Annotated in this window: 22 protein-coding genes and 1 pseudogene; 17 read left to right on the forward strand and 6 right to left on the reverse strand. The window is 64.2% G+C overall.

Going from position 1 to position 24,639, the window contains the following annotated elements:
* Positions 1–108: 108 nt before the first annotated feature.
* Positions 109–1,267 (reverse strand): annotated as a pseudogene (locus BTH42_RS08500) (MFS transporter).
* 348 nt (positions 1,268–1,615) lie between these two features.
* Between BTH42_RS08500 and BTH42_RS34290 the strand changes: the two are divergent.
* The 7 genes from BTH42_RS34290 (at position 1,616) to BTH42_RS08535 (ending at position 8,664) form a co-directional block, all read left to right on the forward strand.
* Positions 1,616–2,086 (forward strand): DUF3331 domain-containing protein, encoded by a 471-nt coding sequence (locus BTH42_RS34290; protein ID WP_256701887.1) that lies wholly within the window; start codon positions 1,616–1,618, stop codon positions 2,084–2,086.
* 297 nt (positions 2,087–2,383) lie between these two features.
* Positions 2,384–3,052 (forward strand): response regulator transcription factor, encoded by a 669-nt coding sequence (locus BTH42_RS08510; protein WP_075297810.1) that lies wholly within the window; start codon positions 2,384–2,386, stop codon positions 3,050–3,052.
* 211 nt (positions 3,053–3,263) lie between these two features.
* The gene (locus BTH42_RS08515) at positions 3,264–5,498 is read left to right on the forward strand and encodes a PAS domain-containing protein (RefSeq protein WP_256701888.1); all 2,235 of its coding nucleotides are present in this window, start codon (positions 3,264–3,266) and stop codon (positions 5,496–5,498) included.
* Positions 5,499–5,745: 247 nt separating this feature from the next.
* Entirely contained in the window at positions 5,746–6,105 is a 360-nt protein-coding gene (locus tag BTH42_RS08520) for a response regulator transcription factor (RefSeq protein WP_075297814.1), read from the forward strand.
* Positions 6,106–6,160: 55 nt separating this feature from the next.
* The gene (locus tag BTH42_RS08525; protein WP_075297816.1) at positions 6,161–6,832 is read left to right on the forward strand and encodes a response regulator transcription factor; all 672 of its coding nucleotides are present in this window, start codon (positions 6,161–6,163) and stop codon (positions 6,830–6,832) included.
* Between the two features lie 245 nt (positions 6,833–7,077).
* Complete coding sequence (locus tag BTH42_RS08530) at positions 7,078–8,103, forward strand: alpha/beta fold hydrolase (protein WP_075297818.1); 1,026 nt, start codon at positions 7,078–7,080, stop codon at positions 8,101–8,103.
* A 15-nt stretch (positions 8,104–8,118) separates the two neighbouring features.
* Complete coding sequence (locus BTH42_RS08535; protein ID WP_083654703.1) at positions 8,119–8,664, forward strand: cytochrome P460 family protein; 546 nt, start codon at positions 8,119–8,121, stop codon at positions 8,662–8,664.
* 13 nt (positions 8,665–8,677) lie between these two features.
* Here the strand turns inward: BTH42_RS08535 and BTH42_RS08540 are convergent, their stop codons facing one another.
* The 3 genes from BTH42_RS08540 to BTH42_RS08550 all read right to left on the reverse strand — a co-directional run bounded on the left by BTH42_RS08540 (position 8,678) and on the right by BTH42_RS08550 (position 11,429).
* Positions 8,678–9,610: a hypothetical protein gene (locus tag BTH42_RS08540; RefSeq protein WP_075297820.1), complete on the reverse strand. Its 933-nt coding sequence runs from the start codon at positions 9,608–9,610 to the stop codon at positions 8,678–8,680.
* Between the two features lie 67 nt (positions 9,611–9,677).
* Positions 9,678–10,007: a hypothetical protein gene (locus tag BTH42_RS08545; protein WP_075297822.1), complete on the reverse strand. Its 330-nt coding sequence runs from the start codon at positions 10,005–10,007 to the stop codon at positions 9,678–9,680.
* Positions 10,008–10,121: 114 nt separating this feature from the next.
* Positions 10,122–11,429, reverse strand: coding sequence for a tryptophan leader peptide (locus BTH42_RS08550; RefSeq protein ID WP_075297824.1), 1,308 nt, complete (start codon positions 11,427–11,429; stop codon positions 10,122–10,124).
* 342 nt (positions 11,430–11,771) lie between these two features.
* Between BTH42_RS08550 and BTH42_RS08555 the strand changes: the two genes are divergently transcribed.
* On the forward strand, positions 11,772–13,103 hold the full coding sequence (locus tag BTH42_RS08555; RefSeq protein WP_075297904.1) for a DUF3422 family protein: 1,332 nt from the start codon (positions 11,772–11,774) through the stop codon (positions 13,101–13,103).
* 58 nt (positions 13,104–13,161) lie between these two features.
* Here the strand turns inward: BTH42_RS08555 and BTH42_RS08560 are convergent, their stop codons facing one another.
* On the reverse strand, positions 13,162–14,499 hold the full coding sequence (locus BTH42_RS08560; RefSeq protein ID WP_075297826.1) for an MFS transporter: 1,338 nt from the start codon (positions 14,497–14,499) through the stop codon (positions 13,162–13,164).
* A gap of 383 nt (positions 14,500–14,882) precedes the next feature.
* On the opposite strand from BTH42_RS08560, the gene BTH42_RS08565 reads away from it, so the two are divergent.
* The 7 genes from BTH42_RS08565 (at position 14,883) to BTH42_RS08595 (ending at position 22,065) form a co-directional block, all read left to right on the forward strand.
* Positions 14,883–16,067 carry an ABC transporter substrate-binding protein gene (locus tag BTH42_RS08565; RefSeq protein WP_075297828.1) on the forward strand — a complete coding sequence of 395 codons (1,185 nt, stop codon included), beginning with the start codon at positions 14,883–14,885 and terminating at the stop codon, positions 16,065–16,067.
* A 13-nt stretch (positions 16,068–16,080) separates the two neighbouring features.
* Entirely contained in the window at positions 16,081–16,947 is an 867-nt protein-coding gene (locus tag BTH42_RS08570) for a branched-chain amino acid ABC transporter permease (RefSeq protein ID WP_075297830.1), read from the forward strand.
* Between the two features lie 5 nt (positions 16,948–16,952).
* Positions 16,953–18,020, forward strand: coding sequence for a branched-chain amino acid ABC transporter permease (locus BTH42_RS08575; protein WP_075297832.1), 1,068 nt, complete (start codon positions 16,953–16,955; stop codon positions 18,018–18,020).
* Complete coding sequence (locus tag BTH42_RS08580; protein WP_256701890.1) at positions 18,017–18,808, forward strand: ABC transporter ATP-binding protein; 792 nt, start codon at positions 18,017–18,019, stop codon at positions 18,806–18,808. Before BTH42_RS08575 ends, BTH42_RS08580 begins: the two co-directional genes overlap by 4 nt.
* Entirely contained in the window at positions 18,798–19,535 is a 738-nt protein-coding gene (locus BTH42_RS08585) for an ABC transporter ATP-binding protein (protein ID WP_075297834.1), read from the forward strand. The genes BTH42_RS08580 and BTH42_RS08585 overlap by 11 nt, the downstream gene beginning before the upstream one ends.
* A gap of 173 nt (positions 19,536–19,708) precedes the next feature.
* A complete protein-coding gene (locus BTH42_RS08590) occupies positions 19,709–20,656 on the forward strand; it encodes a helix-turn-helix transcriptional regulator (RefSeq protein ID WP_075297836.1) in 948 nt (315 codons plus the stop codon).
* A 275-nt stretch (positions 20,657–20,931) separates the two neighbouring features.
* Positions 20,932–22,065, forward strand: a complete 1,134-nt coding sequence (locus tag BTH42_RS08595) for a porin (protein ID WP_075297838.1) — start codon at positions 20,932–20,934, stop codon at positions 22,063–22,065.
* 158 nt (positions 22,066–22,223) lie between these two features.
* On the opposite strand, the gene BTH42_RS08600 is transcribed toward BTH42_RS08595, so the two are convergent.
* Positions 22,224–23,159 (reverse strand): LysR family transcriptional regulator, encoded by a 936-nt coding sequence (locus BTH42_RS08600; RefSeq protein WP_075297840.1) that lies wholly within the window; start codon positions 23,157–23,159, stop codon positions 22,224–22,226.
* A 194-nt stretch (positions 23,160–23,353) separates the two neighbouring features.
* Between BTH42_RS08600 and BTH42_RS08605 the strand changes: the two genes are divergently transcribed.
* Both BTH42_RS08605 and BTH42_RS08610 read left to right on the forward strand, forming a co-directional pair.
* Complete coding sequence (locus BTH42_RS08605; protein ID WP_075297842.1) at positions 23,354–24,490, forward strand: muconate/chloromuconate family cycloisomerase; 1,137 nt, start codon at positions 23,354–23,356, stop codon at positions 24,488–24,490.
* A 42-nt stretch (positions 24,491–24,532) separates the two neighbouring features.
* Positions 24,533–24,639, forward strand: a 107-nt coding sequence (locus BTH42_RS08610) for a muconolactone Delta-isomerase family protein (RefSeq protein WP_218641997.1), incomplete at its 3' end; no start/stop codon positions are given.

The following is a 24,639-nucleotide window of genomic DNA, read 5'->3' on the forward strand; positions in this document are numbered from 1 at the left end:
TGATTGGGGTCTTGCCCGATCGGAAGCGTAGGTGTTGGCCCGGTTCGCGTCTATCAGACGTTCGGTGGACCACCCTATACCTGTGTCGACGACAACTCATACCTACGGTTATCGGCTGAACGCCGCCGCGAGGTTGCGCCTGTCGCGAAGTATCGACAGCAGCAGCGCCGCCAGCGCGCACACCGCGATCAACGCGATCAATGCGCCGCGGCCCAGATGCACGAGCACCCAGCCGCCCACCGCGGGAAAACCGAACGCGCCGAGCGAATACGCGACGATGAACCACGTCAGCGCCGCGTGACGATGCAGCGCGTCGGAGTCGTTGACCGTCTGTTCCTGGATCACCGGATAGGCGAGCCCGTACCCGGTGCCGAACAGCACCGCACTGACCGGGTGAAACATCGTGTGGTACGGCACCGCGAACATCGCCGCGACGCCGAGCACCATCAGCACCAGCACGAGTTTGGTCGTGAGGCCGCGCGGCGAGCTGATCACGAGCCGGCCGAGCAGCCAGCGCGCGACGATCACCGTGACCGTGTAGAAGCTGAAGAACGTGCCGGCGCGCGATGCGGTGCCATGTACCAGCGACATCTGGAACGTCAGCAGCCCGGAGAACACGCACGCGCACAACGCGATCATCGCGATCGAATAGGCGGCGCGCGTGCGCACCACCGCGCCGGTATTGAACACCCACGGCTTTTGCGCGTGCGAACTCGCTCGCGGCGAGAAGCGCGCAAACAGTTCGAGCAGCAGCGACGCGATCATGCACAGACCGGCGACGATCAGCAGCACCGCGCTGACCGTCCAGTGCAACGAGCGGATCGCGAGCGCGGCCAGCGCGGGGCACGCGCCGATGCCGACCATCTGGACCGTGCCGAAGCGCATGAACCACACACCGCGATCGGACTGCGTGGTTCGTTCCGCGAGCGCCATCGGCGCGGCGAGACTGAACGCGCCCCAGCCGAAGCCGACCAGAAAGCCGGGAACGATGCCGCTCACGCTCGCGGGGAGCGAAGGCCGCGATACCCGCGCCGAGGCACAGCGCGCCGACCGCGCTCAGGCGCGCGGCGCCGATGCGCGGCGCGAACCAGTCGACCAGCGGAAAGCTCACGAACGTGCCGATCACCGCTTCGGCCAGCGCGGTGCCGGTGTCGAGGTCGCTGCCGCCGATCGAGCGGAAATGCATCGACAGCAAAAAGGTCGCCCCATAGCCGCTCGCGGTGAGCAGCGTGCCGAGAATGACGAAAAGGGCATTGAATGGTTGCATGCGCCGAATGCTTTTGATTGACGAGGGTGGGCGCCCGCGCGAGCGGCCGGTAGCCCGGATATTAATCCGCTACCCGGCGCTCGGGCCGTGCGAGGCGAGCGATTAATACCAAGGTATTAGTTCGTCATCCGAAAGCTTCGTAATGGCTATCCGCGCGAAGACTACGTTGCGGCCGAAGTTCTTCGTAGACTTCAGTGACCGGAAGAGGCGACATGCGTGATGCGCGACAGTCGCGCACCGGCAACATGGGAGTGGGCCGTGATGAGTCTGGATGCGTGCGGAGCGGCGCTGGCGGAAATCGGAGCCGATGGCGGTGGCCAGCGGGAGTGTATGCGCGCGGCGCCGCGCGTGTGTGCCGAAAATGCCGGCCGCGCGCCCAATGCGCTCGCCGCGGATAGCCCCGCTTGCGTACGCGATCCGTGGGGGCAGGTGGTGCTCGACCTGTGCTGTGCGCCGGCGTTCAGCATCGGCGCGCCGTTTCGCGCCCGCGCGCGGCCGCCGGAACCCGCGCGCCGTTGGCCGCGAAGCGCGCAGCAGCAGACACTCGGCAATTGCACGGTCACGGTCGACGAGCGCCTCGCGGACTACTCGTTCGCATTGTCGTGGAGCGATTCGACGCGTTGTCACTATCGCGAACAGGTGTGGAAACGCGCGCTGGCGAAAAAGGCGGGGATCTGTGCGCTGTCCGGTGCAAGTATTCGCAAAGGCGACGCGGTGTTCAGGCCGGAAGACCGGCGCTATCGCGATCCTTTGAATGCGGGGGCAATGATCCTGGCCGCGTCGCTCGATACATGGGACGCGAACGCCGATCCGCCATGAGCGATTGCGCAGCGAATAGCCCACGCACATCGACTCGGACGGATGAACTCAGTATCTGGGATTCTGCCTTGAGTCATCGGGCCGGCGCCGGGTCATTCCAATACCAAAGTACTAGAGCCGCGCGAGGATGCGCGATGTAAGCTTCGATCGTGGCGATGTAGGAGAGAGCGGCATCGCGCGCGGCGGCTGAGAGACCGCCGGCTCAACGAATGACTCAGGCATTGAAGTCCTATTTACACTGAGAGGTGTCGATGATGGTTCAATTCGCAAAACGTATCGTCGCGACGATTACCGCAGATGCTAAGCACTGACACCGCCTGGGCGGCTGCCCCATGCGCGAACGGCATCTCGGGTGTCGTCTATGTGGTCGATGACGACGACTCGGTGCGCGGCTCGCTGGAGCTTCTCCTGCGCTCGATCGATCTGGAGGTCGACGTATTCCGCTCCGCCGAGGAATTTCTCGCGGCGCCCAAAAGCCCGGGGCCCGCGTGCCTCGTGCTCGACGTGCGCCTGCGCGGACAAAGCGGACTGGCATTGCACAAATCGCTGTTGACGAAAGAACGCGCGCCGATGCCGGTGGTTTTCATGACCGGCTATGCGGACATCGCGATGACCGTCGAAGCGATGAAGGCCGGCGCGATGGACTTCCTCACCAAGCCGTTTCGCGATCAGGACATGATCGACGCGGTGATCGCCGCATTGCAACGCGATGCGCGCCGCGTCGAAGCGGACAGCTCGCTGGTCGACGCGCGCCGGCGTTGGGATGCGCTGACGCCGCGTGAGCGCGAGGTGCTGATCAACGTCGCATCCGGCTTGATGAACAAGCAGATCGCGGCGCGCATGCGGATTGCCGAAGTCACCGTGAAGATTCACCGCGGCCAGGCGATGCGCAAGATGAACGTGCGCTCGGTGGCCGACCTCGTGCGGCAGGCCGTGGCGCTCGGCGTCGATCCCGGCGGTCAGTAAAGCGCAACACCGCACAGCACCGCCCGGTGCTGTGCCTATCCAGGTCCACGCCAATCCCACCAGTTCCAGCAACGCGGCCGCGCTATTGCGACCGCCGTACCCGCATGGAATAATCTCATCTCAAAATTCCCTGGTAGACCAACGAGCCACCTGCGCGCCGTCCCCGGCGATGTCTGGAAATCTGGCGCCTGCTCTCAAGAATCCAATAATGATGGGATTGGCCATTGATCTCGGCGTCGTGCTGGATGCGCTGTCCGCGATTGCCTGGACTGCGTTGCCCGACGGCCGCGTCGATTTCGTGAACCGCCATTGGTGCGGCTACACCGGGCTCGATCTCGCGGCATCGTCAGGCTCGCAGTGGCAGAGCGCGGTGAGCGTCGACGACCGTGCCGGACTTTTGCAGCAGCACGCGGCGCTGCTGGAGTCCCAGAAGCCGGCCGAAATCAGCGCGCGTCTGCGGCGCGTCGACGGCCAGCTGCGCTGGTTCGTCATCCACATCAATCCGATTCGCGACGCCGGCGGACAACTCGTGCGATGGTGCGCGACCTGCACCGACGTCGATGATTTGCGGCGCGCGCAAGCCGCGGCGAAACGCGGCGAACTCGATCTGCAGTCGATCGTCGACAGTATTCCTGTGCCGGTCACGGTCACGTCGCCGGGCGGCGAAGTGGAAGGTCAGAACCGCCTCGCGCTCGATTACTTCGGCAAGTCGTACGAAGAACTGCGCTCGTGGCGCAGCGACGACGTCGTGCATCCGGACGATCTGCCGGGCACGATCGCCGCGCACGCGGTCTCGCATGCGAACGGCACGCCGTATAACGTCGAGAATCGCCATCGGCGCGCCGACGGCGTGTATCGCTGGTTCAACGTGCGCGGCTTTCCGCTGCGCGACCGCGACGGCGGCATTCTGCGCTGGTTTCTGCTGTCGATCGATATCGAGGACCGCAAGCGCGCCGAAATCACGCTCGCGGAAAGCGAGCGCCATCTGAACGAGACGATCAACGCGCTGCCGGCGCTGGTGTGGTCGGCGCGCGTCGACGGCACCGGCGAGTTCTATAACCAGTACTACCTCGATTATCTCGGCCGCAGTCTGGAGGAAGTCCGCGACTACGAGTGGACCAAGGCGGTCCATCCGGACGATCTGCCGGGTCTGATCACCGCGTGGAACGACATCATGGAGAGCCGGATGCCGGGCGCGGCCGAGGCGCGGATGCGGCGCCACGACGGCCTGTACCGCTGGTTTCTGTTTCGCACGAGTCCGCTGCGCGACCAGCATGGCAACGTCTTCAAATGGTATGGGATCAACATCGATATCGACGATCGCAAGCGCGCGGAGGAAGAACTGCGGCGCAGCGAAGCGTTTCTCGCCGAAGGCCAGGCGCTGGCGAGGATGGGCAACTTCTCATGGCATGCGGATAGCGGCGAGATTGCGTGGTCCGAGCAGCTCTATCACATCTTCGAATTCGAACCCGGCAGCACGGTGACGCTCGAGCGGATCGTCGCGCGTTATCACCCGGAGGACGCCGGTCTCGCGACCCAGGTGATCGAACAACTGTATCGCGGCGATACCGATGTCGAGAGCCAGTACCGGCTGTTGATGCCGGACCAGTCGGTCAAACATCTGCATCTGCTCGCGCATCGCGCGGCGGATCGGCCGGGGCGTCGCGAGTATGTCGGCACCGTGCTCGATATCAGTCAGCGGCGCCGCTCCGAAGAAGCGCTCGACAATGCGCGCACGGAACTCGCGCATGTGTCGCGCGTGATGAGTCTGGGCGCATTGACCGCGTCGATCGCGCACGAAGTGAACCAGCCGCTCGCCGGCATCGTGACCAATGCGAGCACCTGTTTGCGGATGCTCGCGGCCGTGCCGCCGAATATCGAAGGCGCGCAGGAAACCGCGCGCCGCACGATTCGCGACGGCAATCGCGCGGCCGACGTGATCGCCCGCTTGCGCGCGCTGTTCAGCCGGCGCAGCGCGACGATCGAGGCGGTCGACCTCGGCCACACCGCGCGCGAAATCATCGCGCTGATGCAGCACGACCTCGATCGCGCGCGGGTGATCGTGCGCACAGAGTTCGCGGACGGCTTGCCGCTCGTCGGCGGCGACCGGGTGCAGGTTCAGCAGGTGATCATGAATCTGCTGCGCAATGCCGCCGATGCGATGAATGGCGTCGAGGACCGGCCGCGCCGCCTGTGGGTCAGAACCGAGGCCGAAGCGGACGGGATGGTGCGCCTGACCGTGCGCGATTCCGGCGTCGGCTTCGATCCGCGCGATGTCGACCGGCTGTTCGACGCCTTTTACACGACCAAGGACGACGGCATGGGCATCGGTCTCGCGGTCAGCCGTTCGATCATCGAAAGCCAGAGCGGCCGGCTGTGGGCCGCGACCGTCGACGACGGCCCGGGCGCGCTGTTCGGCTTCTCGATTCCGGTCTACCGCCGCTGAGCGCCGCGCGCCTCTATACATACCTCCGTATGATGGACGCGCGCGGTTGTGTCCGTAATCATGGACCTGCGCGCTGGAAGACGGATTTATGACGCAGTGCAAGGCGAGTTCCTGACTGCGCTGCCAGCAGAGTTTTTCTATTTGAGTGAATACCCAGGTCTCGGGGATCGGCCGCTCTGCGTCACGCCTGCTTACGGAGCGCGGGAGACGGGGAGGCCGTCCCGGCGAGACTTGATTGCGGGCAACCATGCTGGTAACGTTGATCGATGATGATGAAGCAGTGCGGGAGTCGCTTCCTGATCTGGTGAGAGTGTTTGGATATGCGGTCAGTGTGTTCTCATCGGCGGAAGCGTTTCTCGCGTCCGAAGTCGTTGATCAAACCGATTGTCTGGTCCTCGACGTCAATATGCCGGGTATGGGCGGGGTCGGGCTCTTTCGCGAGCTGCAACGGATCGGCAAGCCGCTGCCGGTCGTCTTCATTACCGCCCACAAGGACGAAGCGCTGCGCGCGCGTCTGCTCGCGCAAGGGGCTCGCGAATGCCTGTTCAAGCCGTTCAGCGACACCGCGCTGCTCGCGGCGCTGAAGGCCGCGCTGGACAACAACTGAGGCTGGATGAGAACGCAAAGTCGCGCGCTGCTTCGAGGCGAGAAAGAGGAATGACGTGCCTCAACGTGGAGTAGGTCAGGAGGCTGTGCCTTCGAGCGGTTCGCAAGCCGAGCCGCTCGTGTTCGTCGTCGACGACGATATTTCCGTGCGTGAATCGCTGGAATTACTGCTGCGCAGCGCGGGTTTGCGCGCGCGTATCTTCGAGTCGGCCGAACAGTTTCTCGCGACGCCGCGCGTGTTTGTGCCGAGTTGTCTGGTGCTCGACGTGTCGCTGCCGGAAGTGAACGGCCTTCAATTGCAGCAACGCATCGCGGCCGACCGGCCCGACATGCCGATTATTTTCATCACCGGTTACGGCGACGTGCCGATGACCGTGCAGGCGATGAAAGCCGGCGCGGTCGAATTCCTGACCAAACCATTCAACGACGAAACCCTTCTGCAGGCGATTCGCGACGCGCTCGCGCATAGCCGCGACGCACTCGATTGCCAGCTGGAACTGCGCGACGTGCAGGCCTGTTACGCGACACTGACCGCGCGCGAGCGCGAAGTGATGGCGCTGGTGGTGTCCGGGCTTCTCAACAAGCAGATCGGCGGTGAGCTCGGAATCAGCGAGATCACGGTCAAGATGCATCGCGGCAAGGTCATGCAGAAGATGAATGCGCAGTCGCTGCCCGAGCTCGTCAATCTGGCAGCGAAGCTGGGTTTGAAGCCGCAGCGCAAGCGGTAGCGCTTGCCTTTGCCGTTGTTGTTGTCGTTGCCGTTGTCGTTGCGCATCGTCCGCCGCTATACGTCCGTATAGTGCGCTAAACCGATCGCCGTATAGTGCGATCTCTCTGCTGAAGTTACGCTTCTCTCCGCTCCTGGCAATCAGGACTTACGCGCTGCCACATGAGTTGGCCACCGCGCTTATTGAGGAAAGCGAAAGACTAGTCGAGAACTTTCGGCTCTCACTACTTTTCAGGAGATTGGATCGTGTCGGAACAGATTAACGAACGTCGTCGGCAAATTCTCGGGACCGGTCTCGCAGGCGTTGCGCTGGCGGGCGCGGGATTCAGCGAACTGGCGCGCGCGCAGTCGGCGGCCGTGGCGACGGGCGGCGCGTCGTTCGGCGAGATTCGTCAGGTTCAGGCCAATGGTTTGAGCATCGGCTACGTCGATGCCGGCCCGCAGGACGGTCCGGTCGCGATCCTGCTGCACGGCTGGCCGTACGACATCTACAGCTTCGCCGAGGTCACGCCGATCCTCGTGCAGGCCGGCTACCGGGTGCTGGTGCCTTTCGTGCGCGGCTACGGTTCGACGCGCTTCGTCTCGGCGGACACGCCGCGCAATGGCCAGCAGGCGGTGGTCGCCGTCGATGCGGTCGCGTTCATGGATGCGCTGAAGGTGAAGCAGGCGGTGATCGGCGGCTTCGATTGGGGCGCGCGCACCGCGAATATCGTTGCCGCGCTGTGGCCGGAGCGCTGCAAGGCGCTGGTGTCGGTGAGCGGTTATCTGATCGGCAGCCAGGCGGCCAACGAAAAGCCGCTGCCGCCGCAAGCCGAACTGGCGTGGTGGTATCAGTTCTATTTCTCGACCGCGCGCGGCGAACTGGGTTACGCGCAGAACCGCAACGAATTCAACAAGCTGATCTGGCGTCTCGCGTCGCCGCAATGGCATTTCGACGACGCCACGTACGAGCGCACCGCGGCTTCGTTCGCGAATCCCGACCATGTCGCGGTGGTGATTCACAACTATCGCTGGCGCCTGGGCCTCGTGCAGGGCGAGGCCAAATACGACGAGATCGAGAAAAAGCTCGCGTTGTCGCCGTCGATCGCGGTGCCGACCATCACGCTCGAAGGCGACGCCAACGGTGCGCCGCATCCGCAACCGGCGGCCTACGCGAAGAAGTTCACCGGCAAATACCAGCACCGCAATATCGACGGCGGGATTGGCCACAATCTGCCGCAGGAAGCGCCGAAGGCATTCGCCGACGCGATGCTGCAAGTCACGCGTCTTTAATTGGGAGTGCGCACGATGAAGCTCTTGCGCGTGACGGCGCGGTGGCTCGCGCCGGTGGTGCTGGTTGCCGCGTTCGCGGATCACGCGGCCGTGGCCGCAACTGCGGCAGCGGACGCCGGTGCAGCGGGTGGCGGTACAGCGAGTGCCGCATCGCCGATTTACGGCGTGACGATCCCGCATGGCTACCGCGAATGGCAGATGGTGGCGCCGGCGGCGGAAGCGGCGCCGCTCGACGAATTGCGTGTGGTATTGGGCAATCCGGTCGCGATCGCGGCGATCAGGAACGCGACCCAGCCGTTTCCGGATGGGACCATTCTGGTCAAGCTGGCCTACAAGAAAAAGCAGTCGGACGAGTTCGCGCCGGCGACCGTGCCGGGTGAAGCGACGACGGTCCAGGTGATGGTGAAGGATTCGCGTCGCTATGCGTCGACCGGCGGCTGGGGTTTCGGGCGTTTCATCAACGGGATGCCCGCCGATCTGGCACAGCATCAGACCTGTTTTGCGTGCCATGCGGCGCGGGTGAAAGAGCGCGATTATGTATTCACGCGCTATGCGCCGTGAGCTTCGGGATGTTTTATTGCGCGGTCTGCTGCCGTTGATATTCGTTGTGCTTCATTCGCATATAGTCCGCGCGGCTTACCTCGTGCAACTGGCGCGGATACTGTTCGGTCGCATCGAACCAGTTGGCCAGACGTTTATCGAGGCGCGCGTTCGGCGCGCTCGATAGCGCGTCGAGATAAGCCTCGATCGCAAGGTAATAGCGCATCGTGTTGCGTTCGACCAGCCCGCGCACGCCGCCGACATATTTCGGTTCGTTGGTCGACGGATCGGGGGTGGATGAGAAGCCGACCTTGTCGCTGCCGACCGTCGCCAGATAGGTCTTCATCGCAAGCCGTCCCGCCGTTCCGTAACCGTATGCGTAGGTCAGGTGAATGAAGGTGCGGTTCTCGCCGGCCGGTATCGCCTCGAGCACGATCCGGTAGTCTTTCGTGCTCAGCGGTCCGGTCGCGGCGGACAGTTCCACGCGCATATAGTCGGCCCGGCTTTCCACCGGCCGATAGTTGAATTGCACGCGATACGACGAGGACAACGCTTCTTCGGTTTTCTTGCCGATATTCACCGCGAGCACGGTGCCGTCGGCCGTCGTCGATGCATGGCAGTACTTGATGTTCAGGTGCAGGATCAACACGTCGCACCAGTTGGCCGGGCCCTGAGCCGGATCGTTCAGCGCGCCGCTGACCAGCGCGAACGGATGATTGAGCACGCCGTAAATATTGCCGTCGAGCGCCGACGGCAGTTCCACCGATTCGAGGTAGAGCGGGCGCTGAAACTGGTTCTGCGCGAGCTGCTGCGTCAGGCTCTGATATTTTTCGCGCAGGCTCGCGGCGCGATCCTGCGCGTGCGTGAATGCGCTCTGAAACAGCAAACAGAACATCGCGGTCGTCATGGCGAGCCACCACTGCCACGTACGGCGCGTGCGGGCCGGAAGTTTCGCGAGCGTATTCATGACCATCCTCCTGCATCGACTCGGGGGCGGGAGCCGCGCGTGACTCAACGCGCGTGACTCACACGGTTCAAGCAGGCGTGAAAACCACCGCACCATGTTCGGCAACCTGCGCGAAAGTCCGCACGAAACGGTAGGTCTGTCCTTCGATAACCAGCTCGTTCAGTCCCGAGCGGGTCGCCTCCAGCATCGCGTCGACCACGCTGTTCTGAAGGGCCGCGCAGCGTTTCAGTTCCGCATCCGGCTCGCCGGGCTCGCCGAGATAGACGTTGCTGTTGCCGCCCTGGGTGCGGACCAGAATCAGGCTTTTGCCTTTATCCAGCGAAAGCTCCAGGTATTCGGCAAGCGTCGATGCCGCCTCCGTGGCTATATCGGTCGGGACGCGAGAGGACGGATTCATGATGGGCCTTTGTGGTCGTAGGCGGCGTTGCGCTCAGGTGCGCTCAGGTGCGCTCCGGGCCGCACGGGGCCGCTGGGCCCCACGGTAACCAGCGGGCGCACATCACGAAGATTATCAGTCCGGCAAGGTTCCGGGGGCGCGATCGAGAATGCGCAGCTTGTCCGACGCATCGGCCAGCGGATGACCCGCCGCGCGCAGCTCGTTCACCAGCCGGTGCGCGCTCGCCCGGCATTGCGCGAGCGTTTCGTGCAGCCGCGGCTCGCTGTGCAGGCCGCTCACCGCCTTGTCCAGTTCGGCCGCCGGTTCGCTCAGCAGCGCGGGCACGACCTCGTCGGGCGGAATCAGCGAGCCGTGGCTCAGCAGTTGAGCGGTCCAGTCGCATCCATACAGCAGCGCGCGCCGCTCGCTGCGTTGCGCTTCGTCCTGCTCCAGCGCGGCGAGGCTGTGCGGGCTCTTGTGGATCGACGCGCGCCACGTCGCGAGGATATCGGCGCGCAGTTTGGCGATCGCTTCCGCGAGCGCGGTGCTCTGTCCGCCGGCGACCAGCCGGCGTTCATCGAGCCGGTCGACGCGGTCCCGGTAACCGTCGAGAAACGACTGCCAGTTCAACGGCAGTTCGGTGGTTTCGGAGAACGCGCGGCCCAGTTCATTGACTTCGCCTCTGATGTCCTGCAGCGACTGCGCATCGGCGAGCCGCGCTTCGAATACTTCGTGAGCGGTCACCATCTGCCGATGCAGCGGAAACAGCGGATTGTTGTGGCGCCGTTGCAGGTGCCGTTCGGCCGCGCCGGGATACGCGCTCCATTGCCAATTGGGCAGCGTTTTCGCGTCGAACTCGACCGCGTCGATCATCGGCCGGAAAAGCGCGAGGCCTTCTTCGGTCGCATGGCGGAAGCAGTCGGCCAGTTTGTAGTCGTTGCCTTGCAGGTCGGGATTCTCGCTGTCGGCATACGGCGAATCCGGCGCCAGCCGCAGCAGGCTGGTGGCGAGGAAAAACTCCGTCGGCAGTTCCACCGGCAGATCCTCCAGCCGGAAGCTGCGCTGTTGGGCGGACAGGAATTCGACAGAACGCGCAAGGCGGTTTTCGAACTCGAGCAGCGCGTCGATCCGCGCGCCGGCCGACGCTTGCCGGGTATCGGCGAGCAGGCAGAACGATTCGCGCACCATCCGGGCCGCGATCGTGCCGTGTTTCTCGGCAAACAGCCAGAACCACAGCGCCAGCTGATAGCCGCGCACGCCGTTGCGGGCGAGCGTTGTCACTTCGGGCGGAAAGCTGATCCCGTTCGCGGCCCAGTTCGCGAACGGCGGGGCGTCCTCGCTCAGGTACATGTCCAGCAACTGCTTTAACGACTCATGGGTATCGGCCGGCCAGTTGCGCGTTTCGTCCTGCCGCTTCTCGGTCTTCCAGAGTTTCCAGGCCATGTTCAACCTCGTCAAGATGGGCGGGATGCGCGTTGGCAAAGATACTTGCACAGTCGGTGAGGGGCGTAAACCGGCGTTTGACCTTGGCAGTCCAAACCACTTGCCGCGCCGCGCCGGCGCTTAAAGCGGGTCGAAACGCTCCGCCAGTGAAGCGGAATCGCGCGGCGTCGGACCGCCATGATTCTGGCTTTGTCCGCCGCTCGCGCGGCAACGCCCATCCATCAGAATTCCTGAAGGTATCTATCAAAACTATGATCTTTGTTTGTAGGGCCGATTCGGTCATAGTGATTGAAAGCCGTCTTCCCGAAGCATCGACTCGACTGCGTGAACAGCATGGTGAAAATGCCGACTCCGGAATACCTCGATCATCCGTTGCGAACCGCGTTGGCGGAAGAGCTGCACGCGCGGCCTTTTCTGAAACTCGCCGAAGCGGTTTCGCTGATTCACTACGCGGTCTTCGCCGAACACAAGCCGTCGCTGCACGAGACGCTGCTGCAGTCGTTGTGCCGCGACACCGGCATTGCCGCGCCCGCGGAGGGCGCGACCCACTATTCGGTGCAGTCGCCGTGCGGCTGGCATCTGAAGTGGGAGCGCCACACCGAATTTTCGACCTTCACGTTCGTTATTCCGCGCAGCGACGATCAGGCGTTGTTCAGCGACGCCGCGATTCAGGGCATTCCCGCGCACTGGTTCGCGCAGCTCGCCGGCAGCCGCTTCGTCGCGGCGCGCATGGAACTGCTCAGCGGCGACGCGGCGCATGCGGCGCACGACACGGTCAGGCAATGGTTCGATGGTCCGATCCTCGTCGGCAGCAACGTGCTCGGCGGCGGTCAGGCGTTTTGCGACTGGCGGCTGCGGCCGGACGGCTTCATGCGCTTTCTCGTGATCGACGACGGCTTTCGCGAGGAGCAGGGCGGCCGGCTGTTGCAGCGGCTCTACGAGATCGAAACGTACCGGATGATGGCGCTGCTCGCGCTGCCGGTCGCACGGCAGATGAGTCGCGAGCTGGACGATATCCACGCGGCGCTTCAGGACCTGATGCAAGGGATGGAAGCGCGCGGCGAAGCGGGCAACGACGCGCAGTTGCTGGTTCGGCTCACGCACCTTGCGGTGCGGGTCGAATCGTTGTCGGGGCAAGCGGGACGTTTCAGCGCATCGCGCGCGTACGAGAAGCTGGTGCTGGCCCGCATCCATGAACTGCGCGAAGAGCGTATCGAAGGAATGCCGACGATCCAGGAGTTCATGGAGCGCCGTTTCGCGCCGGCGATGGAAACCTGCCGCAGCGTGTGGGCACGCGAAGAAGTGCTTGCCGCGCGGATCGCGCGCGCAGTGGACCTGTTGCGTACGCGCGTGAACCTCACGCAGGAGAAGGACGTTACGCGCCTGCTCGGCGGGATGGAGCGCACCGCGCGCAATCAGCTGCATTTGCAGCATGCGGTGGAGGGGCTATCGGTGGCGGCGATTTCGTACTACGTACTGTCGCTCGCCGCCGCGGCCTTCAAGGCGCTGCATGTTCTCAATCTGCCGATCGAGCCTGAACTGGCCGAAGGCCTGTTGATCGGCCCGGTCGTGTTCGCGGTGATCGCGATCACGCGACGCACCCGCAACCGCTTGATCAGACGCAGTGCCGGCGAAGAGAGCCACGGCATGCAGCCCTTGAAGCAACCGGTTTGAAAGCGCCGGCCGCCGCGACGAAAAGAAACCCGCGACGCGGCCGGCGTCCCACCGCCGTTCAGTGCGCGACGACCAGCTCGCCGTCGTCGCTTCGTTCTCCGACACGAATCGCCATCACGGCCAGCATCGCCGCCGCCAGCGGCACCGCCAACGCGAGATAGAAGCCGCTCGGCCCGCCGTGCGTGAGCACGGTGCCGCCGACCGCTGAGCCGGCAATCGCGCCGACCCGGCCCATGCCGATCGCCCAGCCGGTCGCGGTGGCGCGCAACGTCGTCGGATACGCGCTCACCACCAGATAGTTCAGCGCGATCTGCTGACCGCCGATGCCGAGCCCGGCCGCGCCCGCGAGCACGAACACGAGGCCCCACGAAGTACCCGCATAAGCGAGCCCGACGGCAATCGCGATACCGAGGCCGAGCAACACCATCAGCAGGCGACGGGTGTTCACCTTCGGCAGCAGCATCGACAGCGGGATCGCGCAGACGATGAACACCGCGTTCACGATCACCGTGCCCAGCGGCGCCTGCGTGACCGGCAGGCCAGCCGTCTTCAGCACGGTGGGCAGCCATGACAGGAACATGAACCACGCGACCCAGTTGCACAGATAGACGATCCAGATCGCACCGGTGTTGCGCGCGTTGCCGTTGCTGAACAGCGCGGCAACGCTGGCGCGTTCGGTCGATTCGGGCACCTGGAACGCGGTGTCCGGCGGCACTGCGACGCTGACGATCCGGCGCAGCGTTTTATGCACGCGCTGCGCGCTATCGCGGCCCGGCCGGCTGACGAGGTATTGCAGCGATTCCGGCAACGCGAAAAACAGCACGACGAGCAGCAGCAGCGGCGCGCCGCCGCCGACCACGAACACGCCTTGCCAGCCGATCACGGGCAGCATCCGCGCGGCCAGCAGTCCGCCGAGCATCGCGCCGGCGGGCAAGCCGAGCAGCACGCCGGTCATGATCGCGCCGCGGCTGCGCGCCGGGCCGTACTCCGCGGCGAGCGACAGCAGCACCGGCGTGCAGCCGCCCATCCCGAGGCCGGCGATGAAGCGCAACGCGAGGATCTGCCAGGTGCTGGTCGCGCCGGCCGTGAGCAACGACGCGATCGCGAAGATCGCCACGCCGCCGAGCAGCGCGGGACGGCGGCCGACCCGGTCGCCGATCAGGCCCAGCGTCATCGCGCCGATCGTCATGCCGACGATGCCGGCGCTCAGGATCGGCGCGAGATCGCCGGGCCGCAGGCCGAATGCCGCGACGATAGCCGGGCCGGTAAACGCGATGGCCTGAGTGTCGAATCCGTCGAATACCGCGGTCAGAAAACAGAGAAGAAAAATTGCCCATTGATACGGTCGAAGCGGTTCGCGATCAATGAGTGACGAGAGGTCGAGAGGCTTATTCAAAATGTCTCCATGCACGCGCGAGGGCGTTGCTTTTGCTTTTTCAAGATGGGCGAGTGAACGCAGGGTATGGGAGCGCGCTTCATTTCGCCAATACCGATTTCATCTGCTTTCATATCGCTGCGGTATCGAGCCGCCGGGGCCTTGCCGGGCCGGCCTGTCAGGCAGCCGTCCGGGCACCGGACGAGCCGCTCGCTGACTGACTGTTAGATAAAGTGCAGTTAAATGCACTGCTAAAAGCCTATTTAACGAGGCATTGGCGTTAACGCGCACTTTACTTCCTTTTTTCTGCTCGCTAGAGTGCAGCAACACATCTGTAAGCAGTTCGTTGGCCGCAATAAAAGTCCGGAATTACCGATATCGACAATTCAAGCCGGAGACCTCCCATGAAAATTTCGTCATCCCTGCAGCGCGCGGGTCTTGGACTGCTGTGCTCGGCCGCCCTGATCGGGGCCGCGTATGCGCAGACGGCCGCGAACCAGCCTGTGCGCGTCGGCGTGATGTTGCCGTTTACCGGCACCTATGCGCCGCTCGGCGTCGCCATCGAGAATGGCTTCAAGCTGTACGTGCAGGAGCAGGGCGGCAAACTGGCGGGGCGTCCGGTCGAATATGTGCGGCTCGACGACGAGTCGGATCCGTCGAAGGCCGCCGAGAACGCGACGCGTCTGGTGAAGCGCGATCACGTCGATCTGCTGCTCGGCACCGTGCATTCGGGCGTGGCGATGGCGATGGCGAAAGTCGCGAAAGATACCAACACGTTGCTGATCGTCCCGAATGCGGGCGCGGACAACGTGACGGGGCCGCTGTGCGCGCCGAACATTTTCCGCACGTCGTTTTCGAACTGGCAGCCCGCGTATGCAATGGGTAAAGTCGCCGCGTCGAAGGGCGCCAAGCACGTCGTGACGCTGACCTGGAAATACGCGGCGGGCGAGGAGTCGGTGCGAGGTTTCAAGGAAGCATTCGAGGCCGCCGGCGGCAAGGTCGACGAACAACTGACGGTGCCGTTTCCGAACGTCGAATTCCAGTCGCAACTCACACAGATCGCGGCCGCGAAGCCCGATGCGGTGTATGTCTTTTTCGCCGGCGCGGGCGCGGTCAAATTCGTCCGGGATTACGCGGCGGCCGGTCTGAAAGACAAGATCGCGCTGTATGGTCCTGGCTTTCTCACCGACGGCACGCTCGATGCGCAAGGCAGCGCCGCCCAGGGCCTGCTGACGACGCTGCACTATGCGGACGGTCTCGGGCTGCCCAAAGATCAGAGTTTCCGCCTCGACTACGCGAAGACCTACAAGCTGCAGCCGGACGTCTACGCGGTGCAGGGCTATGACGCCGCGCAGCTTCTCGCCGCGGGTCTGGTCGCGGTCAAGGGCGACATGTCACAGCGTGATGCAATGGTGCACGCGATGGAGCGCGCGAAGATCGACAGTCCGCGCGGCACGTTCGTGATGTCGAAGGCGCACAACCCGGTGCAGGATATCTATCTGCGTCAGGTCAAGGGCAACGAGAACCATCTGCTGTCCGTCGCTGCGAAGGCGCTAGCCGACCCGGCACGGGGCTGCTCGATGAACTGACGAAGGCCGAGCCATGTCTTTCGCGACGTTCCTCGTTCAGTGTCTGAATAGCGTGCAGTACGGCATGCTGCTGTTTCTGGTGGCCAGCGGCTTGACGCTCGTGTTCGGGATCATGGGCATCATCAATCTCGCGCACGGCAGCTTCTACATGATCGGCGCGTATTTCGCCTTCACGCTGACTTCGTTGACGGGCAATCTGTTCGTCGCTTTGCTGCTCGGCGTCGTGTTGTCGCTCGCGATCGGCTACCTGCTCGAATGGGTGTTCTTCAGTTTCCTGTACGAGCGGGACCATTTGCAGCAGGTGCTGATGACCTATGGGCTGATCCTGATCGTCGAGGAACTGCGCAGCATCCTGGTCGGCGACGACGTGCATAGCGTGCCGGTGCCCGCGATTCTGTCGGGCTCGATCGAGATCGGCAACGGGATGCTTTATCCGGTGTACCGGCTGTTCGTGTCGGGCGCCTGCATTGTGCTGGCGGCGGGTCTGTACTGGCTGATCCGCAAGACGCGCGTCGGCATGGCGATCCGGGCCGGCGCGTCGAATCGCGAGATGGCGCAGTCGCTGGGGATCAACATCACGCTGTTGTACCGGGTGGTGTTTTCGCTCGGCTTCGGGCTCGCGGTGATCTCGGGGATGCTGTTCGCGCCGGTGTCGACCGTGTATCCGGGCATGGGCAGTCAGATGCTGATCATCTGCTTCCTCGTGGTCGTGATCGGCGGCGTCGGTTCGGTTGCGGGGGCGCTGGTGGCCGCGCTGCTGGTCGGCTTCGTCGATACGTTCGGCAAGATGTTGTGGCAGGACGGCGCGGGTCTGGCGATTTATCTGCTGATGGCGCTGATCCTGCTGTGGCGGCCGGCCGGTTTGCTGAAGCGAGGATAAAAGCAATGGCAAAAACTTTTCTCGCGACGCGTCCGGACGGCGGCGCGCCGGGCGCTTCGTGGCCGCGGCGTTTGCGGTGGCCCGCTTGCCTGGCAGTCCTTGTCGCGCTGGCATTGGCGCCGGTGCTCAGCGGCGGCGGCTACACGATCGAGCTGCTGTCGAAGGTGATGATCGTGGCGATCTTCGCGTTGAGCCTGCAACTGCTGGTCGGCTGCACGGGGATGGTCAGCCTCGGCCACGCGGCTTTCTTCGGCGCGGGCGCGTACACGACCGCGCTGCTCGCGCCGGAATCCGGGGCCGCGAATCTGCTGGCGATGCTGGCGGTGTCCGCGGTGGTGGCGCTGCTGCTCGCGTTGATCATCGGCGCACTGGTGCTGCGTACGCGCGGCATCTATTTCATCATGGTGACGCTCGCGTTCGCGCAGATGCTGTATTACCTCGTGCACGACGGCAAGGGTTTCGGCGGCAGCGACGGCAGCTATATCTACTTCAAGCCGGTGCTCGGCGCGTTCGGCTGGAAGTGGCTCGACACCGCCAGGGCCGGCCACTTCTACTGGTGCGTGCTCGCCGTGCTGGTGGCAACCGTCGCGGTATTGCAGCTGACGATGCGCTCGCGCTTCGGCCACGCGCTGACCGGCATCAAGCATAACGAGCAGCGGATGACCGCGTCGGGCTATCCGGTGTTCTTCTACAAACTCGCGAGCTTTGCGATTGGCGGTTCGCTGGCCGGCATCGCCGGTTCGCTCTATGCGTTCCAGTACGGCTACGTGAATCCCGAACTGTTCTCGTGGCGCCAGTCCGGCGATGTGCTGCTGATGGTGATTCTCGGCGGCTCGGGTTTCGGCGGCGCGATTACCGGCGCGCTGGCGTTCGTACTGCTGAGCGACTGGCTCGCGGAACTGACCAAACACTGGCAGCTGCTGTTCGGAGTTCTGATCATCGTGGCCGTCGCCGTGATGCCGCACGGCATCTCGGGCTTTGCGGCCACGCTGTGCGCGCGCTTCGAGCGCGGCCGCGGCGCTCGCGGCGGATCGAACGACGGTGTTGCATCGGACGAGGAGAGCGCCGCGTGAGCGATGATAAAAACAGCCGCGCCGCTGCCGGCGCGCATCGCGACGGTCTTCAGGCCGTTGGCTTGACGAAGCGTTTCGGCGGCCTCGTGGCGGTGCGGGACGTGTCGGTTCGCGTCGAAATGGGCACGGTCCATAGCGTGATCGGGACCAACGGCGCGGGCAAGTCCACGCTGATCAACCTGCTGTGCGGAGAACTGACGCCGACCTCGGGCGACGTGAAGCTGCACGGGCAGTCGGTCGGCAGTTGGCCGCAACGGCGCAGAGCGTGTGCCGGAATCGGCCGGACCTATCAGCGCAACAACGTGTTTGCGCCGCTGACGGTCCGGGAAAACTGCCGGCTCGCGGCCCAGGCGCATCATCCTCGCCCATGGCGGGTGCATGAAGCGGCGAGCCAGTGCGCGGTGAGCAACGAGCGGGCGAGTGAAGCGCTGGAGCGCACCGGCTTGACGAAATACGCGGAGCGGCTGGCCGGCACGCTGTCTCATGGACAAAAGCGCCAGCTCGAAATCGCGATGTGTCTCGCCGGCCGCCCCGACGTGCTGCTGCTCGACGAACCGTTGGCCGGGATGGGTCCGGAGGAAACCTCGCGGGTGCTCGATCTGCTGAACGAGCTGCGTCCGACCCACGCGATTCTGCTGGTCGAGCACGACATGGACGCGGTGTTCGCGATTTCCGACCGGGTCACCGTGATGGTCGACGGCGCGGTGATCGCTTCCGATACGGCCGCGGCCGTCAAGGAAGACCGCGCGGTACAAAACGCCTATCTGGGAGCCGTGGATGCGCACTGAGCCGCAATCTGCAACGCCGCCGCTGTTGCTGCAGGCGAGCGGCGTGAACGCGTGGTATGGCTCGAGCCACGCGCTGCGCGGTGTCGACGTTGGCTTGCGCGAAGGCGAAACGCTCGCGCTGATGGGCAGAAACGGGATGGGCAAGTCCACGCTGATCCGCAGCCTGCTCGGGCATATCAGAACCCGCAGCGGACAGATCCGCATCAACGGTATCGATGTCTCGTCGGCGCGCCCGCACGTGGTGGCCCGCATGGGCGTCGCGTATGTCCCCGAGGGGCGCGGCGTGTTTCCGAATCTGTCGGTGAAGGAGAATCTGTTGCTGGCCGGGCGGCCCGGTGCAGACGGCAGCCGGCAATGGACGCTCGAACGCGTGCTGGAGACGTTTCCGCGCCTGAAGGAGCGGCTCGGCAACGGCGGCGCGCAGTTGTCGGGCGGCGAGCAGCAGATGCTCGCGATCGGCCGCGCGCTGATGACCAACCCGCGCTGCATGATCCTCGACGAAGCGACCGAAGGCCTCGCGCCGAAGATCGTGCAGGAGATCTGGAACGTGATCTCGGTGATTCGGGCCAATGGGATCGCGACGGTGATCGTCGACCGGAATTATCGGGCGGTGCTGGAGCAGGCCGACCGCGCGCTGATTCTCGAGAAGGGATGCGCGGTCGCGAATGCGCCGGCCGCCGAGATTGCCGCCGACGGCGCGTTATTGCAGCGCTACCTGGGGGTCTGATTCGGCGCTCAGTCAGCCGCTTACTGATTTCTCACCCGTTCCATGCTCGCCCGGCCGCGGCATCCCAATTAGCGCGACAACTTGCGATATATGGCGGGTTTCGTGAAATTTGGCTACTTGCCAGATGCATTTCAAGCATTATAGTGCTGGTATATGCAAAAAAGGCTTGGAAGATGAAGCGGACTGACTCGACGGACAGTGAACATCCCCCTGGCGATGAAGCCGGGGCCGACGCGGCGCGCGCCGTGCGCGATCCCTTTCTGGCGGCGATGGGCGATCGCGTGCGGCTGCTGCGCGCGCGGCGCGGGATGACGCGCAAGGCGCTGGCCGTCGAAACGGGGCTGTCCGAGCGGCACCTGGCCACGCTGGAGTCGGGCGCCGGCAATCCGTCGATCCAGGTGTTGCGGCAACTGGCGGCGTCGTTGAACTGCTCGCTCGCGGAAGTGATCGGCGACGTGACGACGCTGTCCGCGGAATGGCTGTTCATTCGCGAGCTTCTGCAAGGGCGCGACCAGTCGGCGCTACGCCGCGCGCGCTCGGCACTCGCCGATCTGTTCGAACAGACGCCGGCCGATCCGCACCGCAACGACCGCGTCGCGTTGATCGGCTTGCGCGGCGCCGGAAAGTCGACATTGGGCAAGATGCTCGCGCAGGAGCTGAAGAAGCCGTTCATCGAACTGACGAAAATCATCGAGCAACTGGCCGGCTGCCCGCCGTCCGAGATTCATTCGCTGTATGGCGCGAGTGCTTACCGGCGCTACGAGCAGCGTGCGTTGGAGGCGGTGATCGCCGAGCATCCGAGCGCGGTGATCGCGTCGCCCGGCGGCCTGGTGTCGGAGTCGGCGACCTTCAATACGCTGCTCGGCCACTGCTTTACGATCTGGCTGCGCGCGACGCCGGAGGAGCATATGCGCCGCGTGATCGCGCAAGGCGATATGCGGCCGATGTCCGGCAATCGCGAGGCAATGGACGATCTCAAACGGATCCTCGCCGGGCGGGGCGAACTTTATGGCCGCGCCGATATGAGTTTCGACACCAGCGACAAGACCCTCGCCGACGCATACCTGCAACTGCGCGACCGGATCGCTGCCCACCTGGGCGCGGAGGCGCCGCAGAGTTAGCACACGACCTTCACTTCGCTCGCATCTCCCGGAAACCGACGCTCGCGTCGGTTTTTTTTCGTCTGTCGCCGTCGCGGGGGTGATCGTAGGCGGCGAAATAAACGATGAATATGAAAAAAACTTCATGAAAATCTTGTCAGAATAACGAAAAAGCGCACATTACTGCATGCTCCGTTTATTATTACAAGTCGAAAGGTTGGCCGGGCGAAGACTCGGCGACAGCACTTGTCGGCATTTGTGCTGGCAGGAACGCACAAAAACCACGGAGGTGACGGATGAAAATGCAGTATTGGGTGGCCGCGGGCTGTTGTGCATTGAGCGTGTCGGCGTACGCAAAAACCAGCATCACGTTGTTCGGCATCATCGACAACGGCATCGAATATGTGTCGAACGCCAATCCCGCCGGCGAGAAGCTCGTGCGGATGCCGGCGATCACCGGCGAACTGCCGTCGCGCTGGGGCGTGCGCGGCTCGGAGGACCTGGGCGGCAATCTGCAGGCGGTGTTCACGCTCGAAAGCGGCTTCAACGCGCGCGACGGCGAACTGGGCCTCGCGAACCGGCTGTTCGGCCGCCAGGCATGGGTCGGTCTCGCAAGTCCATACGGACAACTGAGCTTCGGCCGTCAATACACGATGACCTCGTGGGCCAATAAGGATTCCGATATTCTCGGCCCCGACATCTTCGGCTCCGGCGCGCTCGACCCCGCTTACGCGAATGCCAGAAGCGACAACGCGATCGCGTACAAGGGCAAGTTCAATGGACTCACGCTCGGCGCGACCTATTCGTTCGGCCGCGAGAGCTCGGCGTACGGCACCACGCCGCGACAAGGCCCTTGTGCGGGCCAGGTCGCGGGCGCGCGGACGCAATGCCGGCAATGGTCCGCGCTGCTGAAGTACGACGCCAGCAGCTTCGGCGTGGCGGCGGCCTACGACGAACAACGCGGCGGCGGCAACGCGGCGGCCAACTTTTTCGATGGCATCGCGCCGGTCCCGCTGACAAACGCGGCTGACAAGGATATCCGCATGCAGTTGAACGGCTGGGCCAAGCTCCGCGGCCTCAAAGTCGGCGGCGGCTGGGCCGGGCGCCGCGTGAGGCCGGATTCGCCGGCAATCGCGAACGTGTATGCCGATCTGTTTTATCTGGGCGCGTCGTATCCGGTCACGTCGTCTTTTATCGTCGACGGCGAAGTCTTTCGCGTGGTGAATGCCCGCCACAACACCCGCGCCACGATGGGCACGCTGCGCAGCACCTATCTGCTGAGCGCGCGCACCGCGGTTTATCTGCAGGGCGCGTATCTGGCCAACAGCGCGCAGGCCGCTTACACGCTCAGCACCGGTGGCGGCGGCACGACGCCCGCGAAAGGCGCTTCCCAGCTCGGCATGGCGGCGGGCATCCGGCACAGTTTCTGAGCCCGGCGTGCGGGCCGCGCTGCGAGTCCCCGCTGCGAGTCCCCGCTTCGAGTCCCCGCTTCGAGTCCCCGCTTCGAGTCCCCGCTTCGAGTCTCGTCAGGCAAGCTCGCTCGCTCAGGATGCCCGATCAGGATCCCTGATCGATTGCGCAGGCCAGCTCAATCGCGATGCGCCGGCTTACTCAGGTCATCCGTTTCCAGCCAGGACGGACGTTCCGCGTACATCTCGTCGATCAGGCGTCTGACCAGGTCGATATAGATCGAATTGTCGTTGACGCGATGATTGAAGATCACCGGCGAGGTTGCGCGGTCGCTGTCGAGCAGGCGGTAATGCACGTCCTGGCGCACCTGCCGCGCGGACGCCGGCACCACGCAGACGCCGAACTCGGCGGCGACGAGACCGAGCGCGCTCTGGATTTCGCGCACTTCCAGCACTTCGCCGACCTGCACGCCATGACCGTGCAACACGTTCAGGACCTGGTCGGCGAAGCCCGGGCGCGGCTCTTTCGGATACACGATCAGCTTCTGGCCGGCCAGTTCGCTCATCGGCAGCGGGCCCGCCTGCTGGGCCATCGGTGAGCGGATCGGCACCACGACGGCGAGGCGCTCTTCACGCAGCACGATGCCGGCAACGTTCGGATCGTTGTGGTGCACGCGGCCGAAGCCGATATCGATGCGGCCTTCCTTGAGCGCGTCGATCTGTTGCATCGACATCAGCTCGACCATCTGGATGTCCAGTTCCGGCGCGTTCTGGCGCAGCTTGCGCAGCAGCGTCGGCAAGCCGGCGTACAGCACGGAGCCGACGAAGCCGATCGACAGCACGCTGCGTTGATGCAGGCCGACATGGCGGGCGGCGGCTTTCATCTGTTCGACCCGCCCGAGCACCTGCATCGCCTGTTCGTAAAGCAGCCGGCCGGCGTCGGTCATCCGGACCGGGCGGGTGTGGCGAATCAGCAGCGCGACGCCGATTTCCTCCTCGAGCAGCTGGATTTGCCGGCTGAGAGGCGGCTGCGCGATGTTCAGCAGCTCGGCGGCGCGTGTGAAGTTTTTTTCACGTGCGACCGTGACGAAGTACCTGAGCTGGCGGATGTCCATGGCTTCTGTCTCCCATAAGTGACCAGGGTTTTCAATACCTACTTCATATGTTGCGATGCAAAAACCCGAATAAATTCGGGCTTCGCGCCGATTCGATATTTTATAGGTATTGAAGCCGATCCAAAAAGTATTGGACGCTATAAAAGCTGGCGGGTATAAATCCATGCAACATAGTTCATTCTGCAGGATTGGCGATGACCCACCCGACCATCGAACGCATCGAAACCAGCCTCGTCGATCTGCCGACGATCCGCCCTCACAAACTGTCGGTCGCCACGATGTACGGGCAGACGCTGATGCTGGTGAAGATCTACTGCAGCGATGGCGTGGTCGGTATCGGCGAAGGCACGACGATCGCCGGGATGGCCTACGGCCCGGAAAGCCCGGAAGCGATGAAGCTCGCGATCGACGCGTACCTCGCGCCGGCGATGATCGGCAAGGACGCGACGCGCATCCAGGCGCTGATGGCGCACCTGGGCAAGCTGGTCAAGGTCAATCATTTCTCGAAGAGCGCGCTCGAAACCGCGCTGCTCGACGCGCAGGGCAAGCGCGTCGGCGTGCCGGTCAGCGAACTGCTGGGCGGGCGTCGCCGTGAACGTCTGCCAGTTGCGTGGACGCTCGCCTCAGGCGATACCGCGAAGGACATCGCCGAAGCCGAGCACATGCTCGAAGTGCGCCGCCACAACGTCTTCAAACTGAAGATCGGCGCGAAAGAACTCAAAACCGATATCAAGCACGTCGCCGAAATCAAGAAGGCGGTCGGCGACCGCGCGGCGGTGCGTGTCGACGTCAACATGGCGTGGAGCGAAACCCAGGCCGCATGGGCGATTCCGGCGCTGGCCGAAGCGGGTTGCGATCTGGTCGAGCAGCCGGTTGCATCGGCGGCCGCGCTCGCGCGCCTGATGCGCCGCTTCCCGGTCGCGCTGATGGCCGACGAAGTACTGCGAGGCCCGGACAGCGCGTTCGAAATCGCGAAGAACGGCGGCGCCGACGTGTTCGCGATCAAGATCGAACAAAGCGGTGGCCTGTTCGCCGCGCAACGCGTGGCCGCGATCGCCGATGCCGCCGGCATCGAGCTGTACGGCGGCACGATGCTCGAAGGCGCATTCAGCACGGTCGCGTCCGCGCATCTGTTCGCGAGTTTCGCGAACCTGCAGTGGGGCACCGAACTGTTCGGCCCGCTGCTGATCACCGAAGAAATTCTGACCCGGCCGCTGGACTACAGCGACTTCGAACTGACCGTGCCGAACGGGCCGGGTCTTGGCATTGAACTGGATGAAGCGAAGGTCAAGCGCTTCACTCGCGATGGGCTGATGAAAGTCACGAAGTGACGCCCACCAATTAACGCCCCACTGATTGAGGAGCCGCTGACCATGCTTTTCCACGTACGAATGGACGTCAACCTGCCGGTCGATATGCCGGCGGAAATCGCCAACGAAATCAAAACCCGCGAGAAGGCTTATTCGCAGGACCTGCAGCG

This window comes from Burkholderia sp. SRS-W-2-2016, assembly GCF_001931485.1.
In the GTDB taxonomy this organism is placed as follows: Bacteria; Pseudomonadota; Gammaproteobacteria; order Burkholderiales; family Burkholderiaceae; genus Paraburkholderia.

What these genes read in the sequence shown, in the direction of transcription:
- BTH42_RS08510 (WP_075297810.1), top strand. Translation starts at nt 2,384, where the DNA reads ATGCTAAGCACTGACACCGCCTGGGCGGCTGCCCCATGCGCGAACGGC.
- BTH42_RS08515 (WP_256701888.1), top strand. Translation starts at nt 3,264, where the DNA reads ATGGGATTGGCCATTGATCTCGGCGTCGTGCTGGATGCGCTGTCCGCG.
- BTH42_RS08520 (WP_075297814.1), top strand. Translation starts at nt 5,746, where the DNA reads ATGCTGGTAACGTTGATCGATGATGATGAAGCAGTGCGGGAGTCGCTT.
- BTH42_RS08535 (WP_083654703.1), top strand. Translation starts at nt 8,119, where the DNA reads ATGAAGCTCTTGCGCGTGACGGCGCGGTGGCTCGCGCCGGTGGTGCTG.
- BTH42_RS08540 (WP_075297820.1), bottom strand. Translation starts at nt 9,610, where the DNA reads ATGAATACGCTCGCGAAACTTCCGGCCCGCACGCGCCGTACGTGGCAG.
- BTH42_RS08545 (WP_075297822.1), bottom strand. Translation starts at nt 10,007, where the DNA reads ATGAATCCGTCCTCTCGCGTCCCGACCGATATAGCCACGGAGGCGGCA.
- BTH42_RS08550 (WP_075297824.1), bottom strand. Translation starts at nt 11,429, where the DNA reads ATGGCCTGGAAACTCTGGAAGACCGAGAAGCGGCAGGACGAAACGCGC.
- BTH42_RS08555 (WP_075297904.1), top strand. Translation starts at nt 11,772, where the DNA reads ATGCCGACTCCGGAATACCTCGATCATCCGTTGCGAACCGCGTTGGCG.
- BTH42_RS08565 (WP_075297828.1), top strand. Translation starts at nt 14,883, where the DNA reads ATGAAAATTTCGTCATCCCTGCAGCGCGCGGGTCTTGGACTGCTGTGC.
- BTH42_RS08570 (WP_075297830.1), top strand. Translation starts at nt 16,081, where the DNA reads ATGTCTTTCGCGACGTTCCTCGTTCAGTGTCTGAATAGCGTGCAGTAC.
- BTH42_RS08575 (WP_075297832.1), top strand. Translation starts at nt 16,953, where the DNA reads ATGGCAAAAACTTTTCTCGCGACGCGTCCGGACGGCGGCGCGCCGGGC.
- BTH42_RS08585 (WP_075297834.1), top strand. Translation starts at nt 18,798, where the DNA reads ATGCGCACTGAGCCGCAATCTGCAACGCCGCCGCTGTTGCTGCAGGCG.
- BTH42_RS08590 (WP_075297836.1), top strand. Translation starts at nt 19,709, where the DNA reads ATGAAGCGGACTGACTCGACGGACAGTGAACATCCCCCTGGCGATGAA.
- BTH42_RS08595 (WP_075297838.1), top strand. Translation starts at nt 20,932, where the DNA reads ATGAAAATGCAGTATTGGGTGGCCGCGGGCTGTTGTGCATTGAGCGTG.
- BTH42_RS08600 (WP_075297840.1), bottom strand. Translation starts at nt 23,159, where the DNA reads ATGGACATCCGCCAGCTCAGGTACTTCGTCACGGTCGCACGTGAAAAA.
- BTH42_RS08605 (WP_075297842.1), top strand. Translation starts at nt 23,354, where the DNA reads ATGACCCACCCGACCATCGAACGCATCGAAACCAGCCTCGTCGATCTG.